Source organism: Vibrio sp. TMPB1044 (assembly GCF_030442075.1).
GTDB classification, from domain to species: Bacteria; Pseudomonadota; Gammaproteobacteria; order Enterobacterales; family Vibrionaceae; genus Vibrio; species Vibrio satsumensis.
This window is the reverse complement of record NZ_JAUJED010000003.1, coordinates 20,013-37,537: the sequence shown is the minus strand read 5'-3', so window position 1 is coordinate 37,537 and position 17,525 is coordinate 20,013. Positions and strand designations below refer to the sequence as shown.

The following is a 17,525-nucleotide window of genomic DNA, read 5'->3' as shown; positions in this document are numbered from 1 at the left end:
GTCTAGGCACGCTATTCGGTCACAACTGCTGCTTAACCCATTGAGTAAACACCTGAAACTTAGTTCGTTGTTCCATCCCTTTCGGACACACTAAATCATATCCTTTGCCCGATTCAATGCTCATAAAAGGCGCGACTAGCAAGCCTTGTTCAATCTGCGGTGTCATGAACTCTAACCGCCCTAGTGCCAGCCCCATCGATAATATCGCCGCATCCATCGCCAAGCGGTTATCGCTGTAATAGTCACACTGAAGTGCGCAGTTGGTATCACTTTGAGCTTCATGTAACCAACGTTGCCACGCAGTGATATCACCACTGTGGATGAAACGCACATCATCTAAGTGTTGCATGCCTTGGTCTAAGTTGAAGCGTTTCGCGTATTCAGGGCTGCACACTGGAGTTCTTACTCCACTGAATAACCGCTCACTGTAATGGTTTGGGTAATGACCTTCGCTATAGAAAATTGCCACGTCATAAGGTTCAAACTGGAAGTCTGACTGGCTCTGTTTGGTTTGCAGTTTGATGCTTAGATTCGGATACAAACGTCTGAATTCCGGCAAGCGTGGCATTAACCACGAGGAAGCGAAATAAGGCGATGTCGCGATATATAACTCCCCGCTGAGCTCACCCGTTTGAATATCCATAAGCTCAGAAAAAATAGACTCAAACGAGACGTTTAACATGGATAACACGCGCTGCCCTTCTGGCGTCAGTTCGAGCTTTCTTGTCTTGCGCACAAACAGATTAAACTTCAGTTGTTGCTCGAGTTTTTTAATGCGATGGCTGACCCCTCCCTGAGTTAAGAAGAGCTCATCGGCGGCAAGCGTAAAGCTTAAATGTTTAGCCGCAACACTAAAAGTGTGCAGCAGTGACAGCGTTTGTTGGCGATTTTCGAACAGCCCCATGGATTAACCTCACTAATTCATAAGTCGTCATAACTGGTTTGTCTAGGTATGTAACCATCATATAAATTAAATCACGTAATCTACAACATTAAATGGTGAACAACATGCAACAGAATCAAAAACTCAAAGTAACCGTGATTGGTGGTGGTTCAAGTTACACCCCAGAGCTCGTTGAAGGGCTACTCAAGCGCCATCACGAATTACCTATCTCTGATCTGTGGTTAGTCGATATCGAAGAAGGCATGGAAAAAGCAGAGATAATCGCGGCGCTCACCAAGCGAATGATAAACAAAGCAGGCTGTGAGATTAATGTTCACCTAACCACGGATCGAAAATCAGCCCTGAAAGACTCGGATTTTGTCTGCTCACAGTTTCGCGCAGGAAGAATGGAAGCAAGATTACGTGACGAAAGGATTGCTCTGAAATATCGGATGATCGGCCAAGAGACCAATGGCTTGGGTGGCTTCTCTAATGCTTGCCGAACCATTCCTATTGCACTCGAGATAGCGAAAGAGATGGAAGTATTGTGTCCGAATGCGTGGCTACTCAACTTCACCAACCCATCAGGTATGGTAACGGAAGCACTGATTAAGCACTCAACCATTAAAACCGTTGGTCTATGTAACGTCCCCGTCAACATGGAGCTAGGCGCGGCAAAAATGCTCGGTGCAGAGCGTAAAGATATGACGATGCAAATCGCTGGCTTAAACCATCTAGTGTGGGCTCGTAAGGTGCTTCATAAAGGTGAAGACAAGTTGGGAGAACTCATCGAACAACTTCTCGGTGGTAACGATCAAATGATGCCAAAGAACATCCCTCCTTTTGAGTGGGACGGTGAGCTTATTCGCTCACTGAACTTAGTGCCATGTGCGTACTTACGTTACTACTACCAATCCAGAGACATCTTAGACAAAGAGTTTGCTGCGTCTGAAAACAGTACTAATCGCGCAGACTTAGTTGCCAAAGTTGAACAACAGTTGTTAGAGATCTACAAAGATCCAACGCTCAATACCAAGCCTAAATTGTTAGAAGAACGAGGTGGTGCTTACTACTCTGAAGCGGCCTGTGAGCTCATGAGCAGTATTCACAATAACAAACGTTCTATCATGCACGTTAACACTCGCAACAATGGTGCCATTCAAGGATTACCTGATGACTGTGCGGTAGAAGTAAGTTCGGTAATCACCAGCAGTGCGATCCTGCCACTGAACGTTGAACCTTTTGATAGCGACGCACTGCGCTTGATTCAGCAGATGAAAGAGTTTGAAACTCTGACCGTTAAAGCGGCGATGACAGGTGACATCGCAACAGCAAAACGTGCTCTGATCTTAAACCCTATCGTTGATAGTGGTTCGCACATCGACGAGGCTTTGCAAGAAACCATTCGCGAGAACTTAGACTTCATGCCTGCGTTCGCTCATCGACTCGCTTAGTGTGGCACTTTGTTAGCAGCTAATGAACTTGATGATAGAAGCTAATGAGCCTGGCTAAAGCTGAGCTCATTCAAGATATTAAATCCAAATCTTTTAATAAGAGGTCATCATGAAATTGATACTCAACGCCGATGATTTCGGCCTCACTGAAAGCGTGAACCATGGCATCGTCGACTGCTTTAAGGCGGGTTTGGTTAAGTCGACCACCATCATGATGAATCAACCGGGTACGCAGCACGCGATTAAGCTCTTTCATCAAGGTTTAGTCCCGGAAGTTGGCTTGCACTTTACGGTCACCGCAGGCAAACCACTGACGCCACCAGAGCAGGTTCCGAGCTTAGTCGACGAGCACGGCCACTTCTTTAGCAACGTCACTTTGTTCGATAAATCAGATGTGAATGAAGATGAGGTGATGCTCGAACTCAACGCGCAATATCAAGCCGCCCTCGATGCAGGCTTAAAGATTAACCATATCGACAGCCATCACTTTGGTGGTGTGTTTAAGCCTCTAAAAGCAGCGTTTACCCGCACAGTGAATCGCATTGGTCTTCCAGTTAGACGAATCGATAACATCTTGAGTGGCCAAGATACACTGCGAGTGCCAACGCCAGACGCTTTCGACATGCGCTTCTTTGACGCAGGCGTATCGCTTAATGGCCTGCAGGATTTATTACTGAGCTACCAAACTATGATACCTAACGGTGTACTTGAGTTAATGTGCCACCCTTCACTCTTGGCGTGCAAACAGCTTAAATCCCTATCAAGCTACAGTGATAAACGCGTCGAAGAGCATCAACTTCTCACTAGTCCTGCGCTAAAACAGTGGCTAGCTGACCATCATATTGAGTGCATTGGATTCGATAATCTCAGATAGGGAACCTTAAATCAGGGCTACTCAACGATCCGTTGTGCGCCCTGCCCTTGATCATGCAGAATATCTTCAGGGTTCAACAATTGGCATTTCTGCATACTCAGACAACCACAACCGATACAGCCGGTTAGGTTTTCTTGTAACGATTTAATCTGCGCCATCTTGCTGTCCAGTTGCCCCTGCCATTTCTTCGCGACGCGTTCCCAATCTCGCTTAGTCGCGGTATGGTTCATCGGCAGTGTTGATAACTCTTCGGTGATCTCTTCGAGCGTGAAGCCTATCGACTGTGCGACTTGTATCAACGCGATTCGACGCAACATCGCCGACTGATACCGGCGCTGATTTCCGTTAGTACGAATCGAAGCAATCAACCCCTTGGTTTCGTAAAAACGTAGGGCCGAAGGAGCCACGCCGCTGCGCTCTGCCAACTGGCCTATGCTGAGGTATACGATGTTTCTCATGATCTTTCATTTCCTGTTTGAATCGCCGTTTCGTCCTGATAATGACCAGTATAATAGAGTTCACTTTAACTTGAAGTTTGGGTTCAAATTTAGTTTTGGGCTAGGTTAAAAAATACGCGCAACAAAGTAAACTAACGTATTGATTGTCTGAGCTATGATTTTGTTCGCTGATTACCATACATGTCGTCAAACCCGGGAATGCCTTGCTCCCACACGGGTTTATCTTCACCGACAATAGTTTTCAATGTATCAATGAAGAGCTTAGTTTTTATGGGTGCATCTCGATGTGGGTACACCGCATAGAAAGTGCCAAAGTCATCCAAGTTTAAGTGAGTCATTATAGGCACCAACTCTCCACTGAGTACTTCATCTTCAATCATCTGCGCCGTGACGACCGCGAGAGTACTGCCAGTTAGCGCGCTCTTCGAAATCATCTCAACGTCATTCACTTTATAAGCGGCATTAAGCTGAAAATGCTGAGCTTGCCCCTCTTGATCGACATAAGAAAACTTATCGATCAACAAACCCGGAGCAGCGTAAATAGTTGCAGGTAATGACTCTAACCTTTCAATTGTGTTGATCTCGCCATGCTGAGCAATGAACTCAGGTGAAGCAACAATCAACAATCGACTTCTGGCTATCTTACGGCTGATTAGACTAGAGTTTTTGGGCTTACCAATACGGAAACCAATATCAAACCCTTCTTTAACCATATCGACGATTCGATCTTCGAGTCTCAATTCAAAATCAACATCTGGATACTGCTTCTGGAAAACCGCAATCGCCTGCTGAACATATTGTCGACCAAACATAGTAGAGCTGGTGATTCTTAATAATCCTCGAGGCTCTGCATGATAGTTTTGCGCCAAGCGTCGAGTATCGTTCAACAGTGCACGAAGCTGATGCGCTTGATTGACCATCTCATTGCCTGCGGCAGTCAGAGATAACGAACGAGTGGTGCGATTGAGTAACCGAACATCAAGCTCTTCCTCAAGACGGCTGATCTGTTTAGAGATAACGGAACGGTCGACATTTCTTTGCTCCGCAACTTTGACAAACGAACCTAGCTCAACCACTTCAAGTAACAATAATAAACGACTCGATATATCCATAACGTCCTTTGTTGCATTTAAAGCACCAATAAAGTGCCAATATGACTATTTTTCTCATCTTATTACAAATCTATAGTAGCTGCACATAACGGAGACAACATTCAGTCCCGACCTAATAGAGGAACACCCCATGACACTACTATCTGTGACTAACCAAAATGGCATTGCAACCGTATCGATCAACAATCCACCGGTGAACGTGCTGACTTTCGACTTGATCAACGAGATCAATGCTTTTGTGATTTCATTGAAAGATGATCGTGATACTAAGGTTGTGGTATTTAAATCATTACATGAGAGCTTCTTTCTGGCTCATTTAGATCTCAATGTGATCAACGGTACACAAGGTGGACAAGCCGGTTCGATTGAATTCAACCATATGATTGAAAACATCAAATCAATGAAGCAAGTCTCTGTTGCGGTTGTTGATGGCGTAGCTCGTGGGGGCGGTAATGAGTTTGTGATGGCGTGTGACCTTGCTTATGGCACTGAAAACTCAGCGTTCGCACAACCAGAAATTCATGTAAACATCCCAACGGGTGGCCAAGGCGCAGTGCAATTTGCAAGACGCATGGGCAAAAACAAAGCGCTACAAGCTTTGCTACTCGGTAACGATTTTACCGCTCAGCAAGCTGAAAGCCGTAACATCATTACTCAGTTCGTGCCGAAGGCTGAGCTAGAAGATTTCTTAGCAGCGACACTCGGTGTGATCAGCCAGTTGGAAGTGCGTGATATCGTGATGTACAAAGAGATCATCTCAGCTTCAATCAAAGATGAGCAAGCGGGTGCAGAGCTAGAATTGCGTTACTTCTTAGAGCGTGCAAAAGAGCAAAAAACAGCAGCCATTATTGCAGCATTCCTAAAGCATGGCGGTCAAACTGAACGCGAAGCGAAAGACATTCAAGGTATCTTCGTTGACACCGCTGCAGAGCTATCACAATAGACACTGACGTAATTAAATGGCCATCGCTTGATGGCCATTTATGTATCTAACTGTTTATCTATGTATCTATATATCGATTTATTAATTATCTCACTCACTGAAGCCGTTAGATCTGACTCATGATCGATTTCAAGTTCTCGGCCATTTCGGCATTGATGATCTCTCCCGTTTCTACATCAAAGTTGTCGTAGAAACTTGGCACCGACATAGAGCCTTTCACATCAGCATCAAAGTAAGGTGCCGAATTTACCGCTGACGACAGCACAGAACTTGCGCCGCCTGGGCCTGGTGATGTGGAAAGCATAACAACAGGTTTGCCTTGGTACACTTTCATGTCGATTCGTGATGTCCAATCAAACACATTCTTAAAGGCTGCGGTGTATGAACCGTTGTACTCTGCAAAAGAGATGACCACAGCATCAGCTTCGCCAATTTTGCTGAAAAAGCGCAGCGCGTGGTGATGAACGCCGGACTCTTTTTCTCTGTCTTCACTGTAAATAGGCATCTCGAAATCATTAAGATCGAGCACCTCTACTTGCGCGCCCTCGGCTAAGCTTGCAGTGTACGCTGCTAATTGTTGGTTAATCGATGCTTTACTGTTGGTCGCGCCAATCGCTAGTACTTTCATTGTTGGTTCCTAATTCATTTGTATCACCTTTCCACATTCATGGTTTCAGAGGCGATTGTCTGTGTATTTAGATTGGGGAGGATGATAAAACCTCAAGTTAACTTGAGGTAAAGCGATATTTTCAAAAAATAGAAAATAATTCAAAAGAACCTATAAATCAGCAAATTACGACTGGTGAAGTATGGCGTTGTATGACACAGGCAAAAATAAGCACACCCACAAATGCAGTAGGTGTGCTGTATCGAAATGCTGTTTACTTAAGTGGATTGAGTGGACTAACACCAGAATAGGCAACGCCCGATAATTCAGCCATCTCACGATTCCATGTAGCCAAATCGTGAGGGTTGAATTGATTCAGATGATCATGCCCACACGCTCTCGCCATCACTTGCATTAATTCTGTCGACGCCTCGAAGAAATTTTTAAGCTGATTCGATGCTTTCTCGATATTTAAACGCTGACGTAAGTCGGCCTTTTGAGTCGCAATACCCGCCGGGCAATTATTAGTGTTACACATTCTCGCCGCCACACACCCTATCGACTGCATAGCGCTGTTTGAGATAGCGACGCCATCAGCACCAAGCGCCATCGCTTTCACAAAGTCCATCGGAACGCGTAAACCACCCGTGATGATCAATGTAACTCGGTCACTGACGCCTTGTTTATCAAGGTAAGCTCTAGCGCGAGCCAAAGCTGGAATCGTTGGCACACTGATATGGTCTCGGAACATTTCTGGCGCCGCGCCTGTACCGCCGCCTCGACCGTCTAAAATGATGTAATCAGCACTGGCATCAAGTGCGAACTGAATATCCTCTTCAATATGATTGGCACTTAACTTAAAGCCAATCGGGATACCGCCCGTCAATTCTCGAACTCGGTCGGCGAACTTTTTGAAATCTTCGACCGTTTTTAGATCGACAAAGGTGGGTGGAGAAATCGCAGCCGTGCCCGCTTCAATGCCACGCACCTCTGCTATCTTGCCAATGTTTTTCGCCCCCGGTAGATGACCGCCCGTTCCGGTTTTCGCACCCTGCCCACCTTTAAAATGGAATGCTTGGACATTCTTGAGCTTAGATTCATCGTAACCAAACTGGGCACTGGCTAATTCATAAAAATAGCGAGAGTTGGCGGCCTGCTCTTCGGGTAACATGCCGCCCTCTCCAGAGCAGATCCCTGTCCCTGCGAGTTCGGCACCTGTCGCCAACGAGACCTTTGCTTCTTCAGATAGAGAGCCAAAACTCATATCAGACACAAACAAGGAGATATTCAATCTGAGCGGCTTTTTCGCTTTAGGCCCAATAATCAGCTCAGTACCAACGGGCACGTTCTCCAGCAAAGGCTTAGTCGCCATTTGCGCGACCATCACTTGAATATCATCCCAGTGAGGCAATAAATACCTAGGCACACCCATTGAGGTCATTGGCCCATGATGCCCAACCTTAGATAAGCCATCGCGCGCCAATTGATGGATGAACTCGACCGTGGGTTCTTCTTTGGTTGCAGTCGCAGCTGGCGGGCTTTCGGGAGCCGCAGATTGGACATGAACACCAGGGCCTTCTTGGCCTATTTGCTCTGCGGTGAATTGTTTATGAGTGCCATCGCAAAAAGGGAGATTGTTCGAATATTTACAGCGGCAAAGGTAGGCGTCTCCGCTCTCTTCCGCGACAAAGCTTTTTGGTTTAAAGCCAGTACCTGAATGGGAACCGTCGCAAAAAGGTTGGCTTTTAGACCGCCCGCAGGTACAGAAGTAATACTCTTCGCCTTCTGTCAGCTCGACTTTGACGGGTTTGTTATCCGCTATTACTGGACTCTTCATAGTTCGTTCACCTTTTTCTTTTTTATCATTTGATGACTGAAGCGATGACTTGCTCACAAGAGTAAAGTAAAGGTGAGATACGCGGCGAATTCAATAAATGAGACGGATAGACAAGGTGAGTAAACCAGCCAAAAACAGGCATGACCGACTCAACACAAACAAAAATGGCCACCTAATCGGCAGCCATTATGTTCAAATCTTAGCCCGAGCTAAAACGAAAAGGTTAATCGAATAACTCGATAACCAGTTTATTGTCTTTAATCACCAAATTGGGTTCCGATGACTTAATCAACGACTCTTGCACTTTATTACTGTCCAGTTTGTATACCGGAGACTGAGACAAGGCAAAACCAATCATCGATACAGCGGGTTTGAGCAATTTCTCTATTTCAGGAGAAAGCTGCTGTCCCTTCTCCTCAAAGCGTTCTAGTCGCAGCGACTTTAGATACACCTCGCCACTTTCCTTGTCGTATTCAGGAATCGCGCTGAACTCTAAGTCTAAATCCAACCCCATGTTTGGCATGTTAAACACTTGAACCTTTGCATTGGTATTCGCCAGAACAGACACACGCTCGGCATCAGATCGACCAATTTGCACCGCTAAGTCATCAACCGCCACTTGCGCATACATAACGTTTTGCACACCGACTTCTTGCTCTAACATCACAGAATCTTGTAGGTAGTTCGTCATTTCTTGTTCAGTCACGCTATAGCTCACACAACCACTTAGCACCAGCGCAGACGCTGCCAAAATGAACTTCTTTGCTACGTTAATTATCATCAATATCAGCTCTTTATCGTTAGTGATTAGCGCGGAGTTTACCTTGTGAACATCAATAAACAAAACAGTAAAAACAGCAAACACACGATATTCATGGATGCCTTTACTATCAGTAAGTAAAGCACCTGATTGACTTTCTCGCTTGAGACAATGCCACTTGCTAGATCAACGCTATCAGATTTGTGTACTCGAATTAATTGAATTTTGCTTCTAAGCTTATGGGATATTTAGGGGGCTTACTGTAGGTTTCATCATGGAGTCGAAGCATGAAGAGTGAGCACAATGTCATCAAAAAGAGTATCACCTGAGCCTAAAACTCGTTCTGTGATTCTATTATGCAACACCGCATGCCTGCACCATAGTCAGTGGGTAGATGAGTTGCGTCTCCATAACTGGGAAGCTCAAATAGCAGAAACGACCGAACAAGCCATTCACTTACTTAACACCCGCAGCGACAGCTACGCACCAATTGTGGTTTCTTGTCTAACATCATCCTCGATCGACAAGCAATATGAGCAAATATCAACGCTGAAGGCTCGCTTTCCAAGTTTAAAAGCAATCGCTATCTGCAACCATCCACCAAGCCGCAACTTATCGCTCATTAAGCAAACCTATTGGGATTATTACCATCTACCTATTGATACAGAATGGCTTTGTCGAAATTTAGGGCATGCATATGGCATGGTAGACACCAAGCAAAACAAACCTAAGCCTTCCTCGTGCCATGAATATCAATTGGTGGGGCAATCCAGCACCATCCAACAACTTAAAAAGAAAATAACTAAGATCGCTAACAACGATTTTCCAGTACTGATTCAAGGGGAAACAGGAACAGGAAAAAGCCTATGTGCACGTTTAATACATGAAGCCTCAGCTCGTAGCCAGAAACCTTTTATCGCAGTAAATTGTGGCGCAATTCCACAGTCACTGATTCACTCCGAGTTATTTGGTTTTGAAAAAGGCTCGTTCACTGGAGCAAACAAACGCTACGTCGGACATGTAGAAAGAGCGAATGGTGGCACACTATTTTTAGATGAGATCGGCGACCTTGAACTATCGCTGCAAACCTACTTACTCCATTTTCTAGAAAATAACTTGATAGAGCGATTAGGCAGTAACAACCAATTGCCCGTAGATTGCCGTGTGATTTTCGCCACCAACGTCAACATCGAACAAGCCGTTGCTGCGGGTAAATTTCGAAAGGATCTCTTTCACCGGATCAATGTACTTCCATTGGATTTAGTGCCACTCAATGATCACAAAGAAGACATAGAAGATTTGGTTCGATTTGAGCTGAAGCACAAATATGCATCCAAAACCAAACTGCCTAGTGACACCCTTGAGCAAATGAAACAGTACCATTGGCCGGGCAATGTCCGAGAATTATTCAACTGCATAAAAAGAGCGATTGTTCTTTCTAATTCAAGTGCCCTCTCTACTCGTCATATGGGGATTCAATTGAAAGACGAGTCACCCGACACTGAGAGTGACACTCGACTTTCTTCAAAAAATGTTCGTCGAGTGATTCAGCAACACCACTACAATATTTCCCAATCTGCTAAAGCGTTGTCTATTTCTCGGACAACCTTGTACAAGCTAATCAAAAAACATCAGATAGTAATTTAAGTCGCCTAACTAAATAACTAAATAACTAAATAACTAAATAACTAAATAACTAATAAAGCAGCCTAACGAACTAGGCTGCTTTAAAGTTTAGTTGTACTCAATTAATGAAAGTACTTATGGCTCTGGAACAGTAAATGGACAAACATCACAGGTTGCAATGTTCGATGTTTCCATAAATGCTTCTTGCAAGAACAGCGAGTCAAACGTTGCTGTAACTTGATTAGATAGCATTCCGTCTACTCCAGTTGGTAACACATTTGGCGCATAGGTTTTGCTTACTTGCGTACACACTTGACCAATCGCATCACCAAAGTTCGGTATCCACTCTCCTTCACCCGTCTTACAAGCAAACAGCTCAGGGTCGGCACTTAATGCACTACACATATTACCAGCACCACATGTGGTCACATCCTCAAGATCATCACAAGGTAAAGCGAAGTCGAGGTAATAACTGCTGTTGACGACTTCGGTAGGTAAGTCAGAACGGCTCAAAGAGTCATCCTTAGAATCCACCAGCGATTCAATGGCCAATGGGATATCACCGGTATTACATATTTCAACATCATAGGTTTTCTTAAGCACAACTTGACCACTATCAACCTCTAAGAAGCTATTACATACCTTAGAAATCTCAACCATTGGACTCAAGTCGATTGGCGGACAATTGTAAGCCACAGGAGCTTGAGCATTCACGATAAGCCCATCAAGATCCACTGAACCATCTATCACGCCGACGGCACCGTTATTTACAGACAAGTAATTACCCATGAATGAGAATGACTCACCGACGCTCCACACTTCATCACCGTTCCCAACCACAGGAAGCGCACCTAAGATTGGTGACTCCGATAAAAAGGCCACGTCATAATCACCATTGGTGCCTAACGAACCAGGACCAGTGTTGGTCACCGTCACGGTATAATCGATATTGAACATGCCATCAACCGTAAAACTGGTTGTGTTACAAGTCGCCGCTATGCTGATACTACATAAACTGAATGAGCCGACAACGAAGTCAGCCAAAGATGCATCAATCGAACGGGAAGCTCGTGACTCCACTAAGAAGCTACTGAAACAAGGAATATCCTCAATACCAAACTCATCATTTAACAGAGCTGACAAGTTTAATCGACCTTCCACAAAGCTCTCTGTTGGAATCGTTGTAGTTTCACCCGTTTTAGCTAGATAATCCCAACCTTGTACATTGGGTAAAGCAATTGCCCCGATAGAATCATCATTTGAAATCGCACATATCTTCTCGACACCGACAGCGCCACTGCCACATCGTGCACCAACAAAATCATTCGATTTAGGATCTCCGTCAGTTTGGAAAATTCTCGTCATGTTGTCAGTCACATCACCATTATTCAAATCCCATTGGAATACTTCAATGTAGGGGTTCCCACCGCTCGCTTGTGGGAATGAAATCAGCACAAGGATGTCCCCATTGACATGCTGCCCAACAAAGTCGCCCTTAGTTTGTCCATCTGGTAATCCTACTTGGTCTTGTAAGAACCAGAAACCAATGTACATATCACCATTGTTGGCATATCGGTCTGCACCAAAGTAAATCAGCAAATCGCCTTCGCTTTCAAAGGCAGCAGCATACGCATTAGTAAAGTCATCTTTTGGTTGTGGTGACGCAGTACGGAACGCCCAATCCGTAATGTCGGAATCATCTTTTGATCCCCCCTTCCAAAAAATTTGGTCGATACCGTTACGGTCTTTTTGGAAAAATTCTGCAATCCCAACCATGCTATTGGGATCATTTACATCGTCCCAATCAATACCACTATTATCACTGGTCGCATTACCATCAAGTTCCATCACATCAACCGTAGCCCATGCCAACTGGGGGCTACTAAACAACAAAAGCACACTAAGTAAATAATTTATAACCTTCATGTTCTCTCTCCATTTGTTCATACTTATGCTGTTAGGGTTTTCTGCCTTGCCCAAATTGGAGAAAATCCTTTAGCAATTCGTAGGTTCGATAGAGCATATTCCAAGCCAAGTTCAACTAATTGATTTGGTTGATGTTTATATATTGAAGGCACACCTTTATTGGACGCTTTGTTATCATTTGTCCATAAAGTCGAGATTTGACCAAATAATCAAGAACTTGAAAGGGTGAACAAAGTGTCTAAGTCAGACATATTTAGAGCTTTGATACGAGGAGAGTGATCTTTAAAAGGTACAATAGCGTAGCCACTTTAAGCTTATCGAATAACAAGCGTGTGAAGGGTGCCGATTTAGCGGGCAACTGAAGGTTCTTCTAACTAAGCCACAGGCGGAAAAACAATGACACAACTGACGATATTTTACGATGGAACCTGCCCACTTTGCGCAAAAGAGATGGCAGCACTGACTAAGTCTGATTCCAAAAATCAGATCCAGACCATCGATATCTACAGTGAAGCGTTTTCAAACTACCCACAAATAGATGCCGAGGCAGCCAATACAATTTTGCATGCACTGGACGAAAACGGAAAGCTGCTGCTCGGTCTAGACGTGACTTACCAAGCGTGGAAGCTAGTAGGAAAAGGTTGGCTGTATGCCCCGTTACGTTGGACGATGTTCAAGCCAGTGGCAGATTGGTGCTATCTACGGTTTGCCAAGAATCGATATAAAATTTCGTTCTGGCTAACCGGAAAGTCGCGTTGCAACGGAAACAGCTGCATCAAATAGTATTGAGTTAAGATATGCCGCTGGCGACTTTGTAGTAAACGATGCCAAACAGTGCTGCGAACACCAGTACAGTAACGACCACTTTCAACCAAATAAATTTCATGCTTTGTCCTTTTAATTCTGTTTACTGTTCCACGCGACAAGTTATCACAACAAAACATAACGTTGTGTAATGATTGATAGAACTTTGTAGTGAACCCAGATTCCCAGAGAGAGACTTTATGTCGGCAAAAGAGAGAAATCTTCCCACTCATCGACTTTCTAGATTTAGTAAGTTCGCCTCGTTGGCGACAAGAGTCGCAGGTAACGTACTAACAGAAGGCACCAAGCAAATCGCACAAGGCAACAGACCCAAGGCAAAAGACTTGCTGTTAACGCCACAGAACATTGCTCGCCTGACCGACCAGCTCGCGCACCTGCGTGGAGCAGCGATGAAACTCGGTCAAATGCTGTCGATGGATGCGGGTGATATTCTTGAACCAGAGTTAGCCAACATTCTTGCTCGCCTACGTTCAGACGCTGACCCTCTGCCAGCCAAACAGCTCAATCAAGTGTTAGAAAATTCGCTCGGAATGAACTGGAAGGTGGAGTTTATCTCCTTCAACTTTAAGCCTATCGCCAGTGCGTCCATCGGTCAGGTTCACCAAGCGTATAGCGACTCTGGAGACAAACTTGCCATCAAAGTCCAATATCCAGGCATTCGAAAAAGCATCGACAGTGATGTGGACAACGTGGGCACATTACTTAATATTGTTGGGTTGATACCCAAATCGGTCGACTACAAAGGCTTATTAGAAGAGGCAAAGAAACAGCTCCACGATGAAGCAGACTATGCTCGTGAGGCGGACTATGCGAATCGTTATCACAATGCATTAAAAGAACACTCACACTTCGTCGTACCTAAGATCCATCCGCAAGTCTCTTCAGAATCCGTGCTCGCCATGGACTTCATTGAGGGCGTCTCAATAGAACAGATAGAAAGTTACGACCAAAGCACCCGTGACTTTGTGATGCACAGCTTGCTTGAGCTCCTATTTAGAGAGTTATTCGACTTTAAGATGGTGCAAACCGATCCCAATTTCGCCAACTACCTTTACGTTGAAAACACCCGACAAATTGGCTTATTAGATTTCGGAGCAACTCGAGAATACAGCGACCGATTCAGCGAAGGTTATCGCTTAGCCTTTTCTTCAGTGATTAACAACGATGAGCAAGGACTCAACCAAGCGTTAGAGCAAATAGGGTTCTTTAGCGAGACGATTCTCCCCGAACAACGCCAAGCCATTCTCAACTTGGTGACTATGGCGTGTGAACCGATGTTGGTCGACGAAGAGTACGATTTTAAAGCCAGCGGTTTAGCTCAACGACTTCGTGAAGCTGGCACCATCTTGAGCATGGAACAAGAGTATTGGCACACGCCACCCGCAGACGCACTATTCCTCCATCGTAAAATCGGTGGCATGTATCTGTTAGCCGCTCGCCTTGGTGCAAGGGTGAACATAAGTCGTTTGGTCGCTCCATATCTCATCAGCGATGACACTTGATTCGTTCATAAATAGTGACGGTTAATGATTAGCAGAGTGATCATTTCGCGCTGCGCAAGAGTACTAACAGTTACGCCAACTAAAATGAGCCAAACCTATGAAACCTTCACTGCTTTGCTCCACCGCCCTGATTACAAGCCTAACGAGCTCTATCGCTTTTTCAGCAAGCTGCCCAGAGATACTCAAAGGCAAACAAAGACTGTTAAATTCAAACGAAGAAATTGAGCTGTGTGAAGAATTTCAAGGTAAGACTTTATTGATCGTAAATACGGCAAGCCAATGCGGTTTCACGCCTCAGTTCGAGCAACTTGAGCAGCTTCACCAAACGTATAAAGATAAAGGGTTCACGGTTGTTGGGTTCCCAAGTAATGATTTCCGCCAAGACAGAGGAAGCGAGGAGCAATCCGCTAAAATCTGCTACCTAGATTATGGCGTCACCTTTCCAATGATGGCGCGCGCTTCACTGTCTGGACCTGACGCAAACCCAGTCTTTTCCGAAATCCAACAACAAGCCGGTATCAAACCGAAATGGAATTTCTACAAGTTCTTGGTCAGCAAAGAAGGTAAAGTGATTGCAACTTTCCCGAGTTCTACATCGCCAACCAGTAGTACCCTCAAAAATGCAATAGAGCAACAGTTATGAGGGCGGACTATATGGCGACAACTCAAACACGCAACACCATGGCCAAGCTTGGTTATTTGGGTTTAATCCCCTTTTTATTCGGCCTACTGTTATCACTCACCGACAGCCAATTATTTAGCTTGAGCGGCGAAACACTCTTCATCACCTACAGCGTGGTCATATTGAGTTTTTTGTCAGGTATTTTGTGGGGAAATGGCATCGAAAATTTCGAAAGCCCATCCATCAACAAGGCTCTGATTCTAAGCAATGTTATTGTGTTGACAGCTTGGCTGTCGGTGTTGCTAGGTGAGCAGCAAGAGTTTCTCACCATTATCCTTCTTATCATTGGCTACATTGCGGTTTGGCGAGCGGAAAGGTCTATGAGAGAAGAGAACCAAAGTGAAGGCCCCGATGGCTATTTTGATATGCGAACCCGATTAACGTCCAGCGTGGTGCTGATGCGCGGTATCGTGATGCTAACTTAAGCATGCGATGCTTACATCTAAACAGATACATGAAGCGGGAACTAGACGATGAGCTGCATGACCTGACGAGGCTCATCGTCACCGAAATAATTACTCTCTTCCTTGATAGTCACGAAACCCATCGACAAATACAGTTCACAAGCCGAGTTGTTATTTGGGTCAACGGTAAGCAACAGCTTGGATTTTTGTGGCAAGGTTTCTATCGCCTGCTGCATTAGCTTTCTGCCAATCCCCATGCCTCGGTAAGCCGTATCAACAGCCAATGACAAAACCCAATACTCCTGTTGTTTATCGGTTGGTATCATTAACACATAGCCCGCAACCTGCGAAGCTTGTTTCGCCACCAACAAGCCCTTCCCCCAGCAATCAAACGCCTGACGAAAGAAAAACAGCGGATAGGCGTGCTCGCCAAACAAAGCGTGTTCAAGCTGGTAGATATCAGCCAGTTCTTGTTTTTCCGCACAGACAACATTCATACATAGGCCTTAAAAGATTAACGATAAACTAAACAAACAAAATGAGAGCTACTGACGGCTCACCAACAAATTCGCACCAGACAAGGCAAGAAACACAGAACATGCTTTATTGAAGCGCTTGGCCATTTGAGGTTTTGAAAACCAATTTCGTAGATATAAGCCAAATGCCGCATAGATGGAAATCGCGAACATTTCTAACACAAGGAACGTACTACCTAAAGCAAAGAATTGAGTATTTACGTTCGCAGAAACATCAACAAATTGAGGAAGAAATGCGGTGAAGATAAGTATCGCTTTAGGGTTGCCAGCGGCAAGTGCCAATTCTTGTTTAACCAGACCAAACCAATTCTTATTTCGTTCGATTTCCTCGACCGGGCTCGCTTGTGAGCGCCATAGGTTGAACGCGATCCACAACAGATACATCGCACCAAATAGTTTGATAAGGAAGAACAGAGTTTCAGAGGTATAAAGCACAACCGCTAAGCCAGATGCAGCCAAAGCAATCATGCCAGAAAAAGCGAGGATTCTTCCTAACCCAGCGACAAAGGCGGCCTTAAATCCATAACAACGGGCGTTGTTCATTGATAACAAATTGTTAGGGCCCGGAGTCATGTTGAGCGCAAAACAAGCGGGGATAAACAGCAGCAACTTCCATATTTCCATTGGTATTTCCTAGTCTCAATACGCCAAGGTTGTCGTATCATTAAATGAGATACGACCTTTTATAGCAGCTATTAAAACCAGTACCAATCCTACTGTCGTATCCTTTCAACTAATTCTCAAAAAACTTCTCATATTCTGGCGTAGACAAGTTTTCCGCGACACCAATTTCACCGATGATATAGATAGCACTCGCAAGAGTTTCAATGGTTTGGTTAAGCTCTCTATCAGGCACTTCACCAACAACAGGAACCGACTGGCGTGCAGACGTTGAATTGCAGACCACGCTTTCACAAACGATATTGTGCTGTTCCTGTTGAGAAACTTCAGGCGGCTTGAAATCCGGAGAATTGAAGTCAGGAGCAGTAATACCCTCACTTGAAAAATCAAAGGAGCTGTATGAGGTAGCTGAAAACAGAGAAAGGAGCAGCATCCACTTATTCATATATCTTCCCATCGCTAGCATTCACTGAAT

At 44.8% G+C, this 17,525-nt stretch carries 18 protein-coding genes; 8 read left to right on the top strand and 10 right to left on the bottom strand.

The window, feature by feature from the left end; translation table 11 throughout:
- Positions 1–19: 19 nt before the first annotated feature.
- Positions 20–904: a LysR substrate-binding domain-containing protein gene (locus tag QQ041_RS00555; RefSeq protein ID WP_285952860.1), complete on the bottom strand. Its 885-nt coding sequence runs from the start codon at positions 902–904 to the stop codon at positions 20–22.
- A gap of 104 nt (positions 905–1,008) precedes the next feature.
- Between QQ041_RS00555 and QQ041_RS00550 the strand changes: the two genes are divergently transcribed.
- Both QQ041_RS00550 and QQ041_RS00545 read left to right on the top strand, forming a co-directional pair.
- Positions 1,009–2,337: a 6-phospho-beta-glucosidase gene (locus QQ041_RS00550; RefSeq protein ID WP_285952859.1), complete on the top strand. Its 1,329-nt coding sequence runs from the start codon at positions 1,009–1,011 to the stop codon at positions 2,335–2,337.
- Positions 2,338–2,446: 109 nt separating this feature from the next.
- Positions 2,447–3,211 (top strand): carbohydrate deacetylase, encoded by a 765-nt coding sequence (locus QQ041_RS00545; RefSeq protein WP_285952858.1) that lies wholly within the window; start codon positions 2,447–2,449, stop codon positions 3,209–3,211.
- Positions 3,212–3,228: 17 nt separating this feature from the next.
- Here QQ041_RS00545 and soxR read toward each other — a convergent pair whose 3' ends face one another.
- The gene (gene soxR / locus QQ041_RS00540; protein WP_146491775.1) at positions 3,229–3,669 is read right to left on the bottom strand and encodes a redox-sensitive transcriptional activator SoxR; all 441 of its coding nucleotides are present in this window, start codon (positions 3,667–3,669) and stop codon (positions 3,229–3,231) included.
- A 152-nt stretch (positions 3,670–3,821) separates the two neighbouring features.
- Entirely contained in the window at positions 3,822–4,781 is a 960-nt protein-coding gene (locus QQ041_RS00535; RefSeq protein WP_285952857.1) for a LysR family transcriptional regulator, read from the bottom strand.
- 130 nt (positions 4,782–4,911) lie between these two features.
- Between QQ041_RS00535 and QQ041_RS00530 the strand changes: the two genes are divergently transcribed.
- Positions 4,912–5,724: an enoyl-CoA hydratase/isomerase family protein gene (locus QQ041_RS00530; RefSeq protein WP_285952856.1), complete on the top strand. Its 813-nt coding sequence runs from the start codon at positions 4,912–4,914 to the stop codon at positions 5,722–5,724.
- A gap of 106 nt (positions 5,725–5,830) precedes the next feature.
- Here QQ041_RS00530 and QQ041_RS00525 read toward each other — a convergent pair whose 3' ends face one another.
- The 3 genes from QQ041_RS00525 to QQ041_RS00515 all read right to left on the bottom strand — a co-directional run bounded on the left by QQ041_RS00525 (position 5,831) and on the right by QQ041_RS00515 (position 8,949).
- Positions 5,831–6,352, bottom strand: coding sequence for an NADPH-dependent FMN reductase (locus QQ041_RS00525; RefSeq protein ID WP_146491772.1), 522 nt, complete (start codon positions 6,350–6,352; stop codon positions 5,831–5,833).
- Between the two features lie 253 nt (positions 6,353–6,605).
- On the bottom strand, positions 6,606–8,168 hold the full coding sequence (locus tag QQ041_RS00520; protein ID WP_285952855.1) for a glutamate synthase-related protein: 1,563 nt from the start codon (positions 8,166–8,168) through the stop codon (positions 6,606–6,608).
- 223 nt (positions 8,169–8,391) lie between these two features.
- Entirely contained in the window at positions 8,392–8,949 is a 558-nt protein-coding gene (locus QQ041_RS00515; RefSeq protein WP_285952854.1) for a DUF1439 domain-containing protein, read from the bottom strand.
- Positions 8,950–9,231: 282 nt separating this feature from the next.
- Between QQ041_RS00515 and QQ041_RS00510 the strand changes: the two genes are divergently transcribed.
- Positions 9,232–10,575 (top strand): sigma-54-dependent Fis family transcriptional regulator, encoded by a 1,344-nt coding sequence (locus tag QQ041_RS00510; protein ID WP_285952853.1) that lies wholly within the window; start codon positions 9,232–9,234, stop codon positions 10,573–10,575.
- A gap of 114 nt (positions 10,576–10,689) precedes the next feature.
- Here the strand turns inward: QQ041_RS00510 and QQ041_RS00505 are convergent, their stop codons facing one another.
- Positions 10,690–12,480 (bottom strand): hypothetical protein, encoded by a 1,791-nt coding sequence (locus QQ041_RS00505; RefSeq protein ID WP_285952852.1) that lies wholly within the window; start codon positions 12,478–12,480, stop codon positions 10,690–10,692.
- A gap of 396 nt (positions 12,481–12,876) precedes the next feature.
- Here QQ041_RS00505 and QQ041_RS00500 point away from each other — a divergent pair, with 396 nt between their 5' ends.
- The 4 genes from QQ041_RS00500 (at position 12,877) to QQ041_RS00485 (ending at position 15,914) form a co-directional block, all read left to right on the top strand.
- Entirely contained in the window at positions 12,877–13,263 is a 387-nt protein-coding gene (locus QQ041_RS00500; protein ID WP_146491768.1) for a thiol-disulfide oxidoreductase DCC family protein, read from the top strand.
- A 221-nt stretch (positions 13,264–13,484) separates the two neighbouring features.
- Positions 13,485–14,807 (top strand): AarF/ABC1/UbiB kinase family protein, encoded by a 1,323-nt coding sequence (locus QQ041_RS00495; protein ID WP_285952851.1) that lies wholly within the window; start codon positions 13,485–13,487, stop codon positions 14,805–14,807.
- A gap of 97 nt (positions 14,808–14,904) precedes the next feature.
- Positions 14,905–15,450: a glutathione peroxidase gene (locus QQ041_RS00490; RefSeq protein ID WP_285952850.1), complete on the top strand. Its 546-nt coding sequence runs from the start codon at positions 14,905–14,907 to the stop codon at positions 15,448–15,450.
- Entirely contained in the window at positions 15,447–15,914 is a 468-nt protein-coding gene (locus QQ041_RS00485; protein WP_285952849.1) for a DUF3429 domain-containing protein, read from the top strand. Before QQ041_RS00490 ends, QQ041_RS00485 begins: the two co-directional genes overlap by 4 nt.
- 41 nt (positions 15,915–15,955) lie before the next feature.
- On the opposite strand, the gene QQ041_RS00480 is transcribed toward QQ041_RS00485, so the two are convergent.
- The 3 genes from QQ041_RS00480 to QQ041_RS00470 form a co-directional block, all read right to left on the bottom strand.
- Entirely contained in the window at positions 15,956–16,390 is a 435-nt protein-coding gene (locus tag QQ041_RS00480; protein WP_285952848.1) for an N-acetyltransferase, read from the bottom strand.
- Between the two features lie 48 nt (positions 16,391–16,438).
- A complete protein-coding gene (locus QQ041_RS00475; RefSeq protein WP_285952847.1) occupies positions 16,439–17,053 on the bottom strand; it encodes a LysE family translocator in 615 nt (204 codons plus the stop codon).
- A gap of 109 nt (positions 17,054–17,162) precedes the next feature.
- Positions 17,163–17,495, bottom strand: coding sequence for a hypothetical protein (locus QQ041_RS00470; protein ID WP_261383467.1), 333 nt, complete (start codon positions 17,493–17,495; stop codon positions 17,163–17,165).
- Positions 17,496–17,525: the final 30 nt, after the last annotated feature.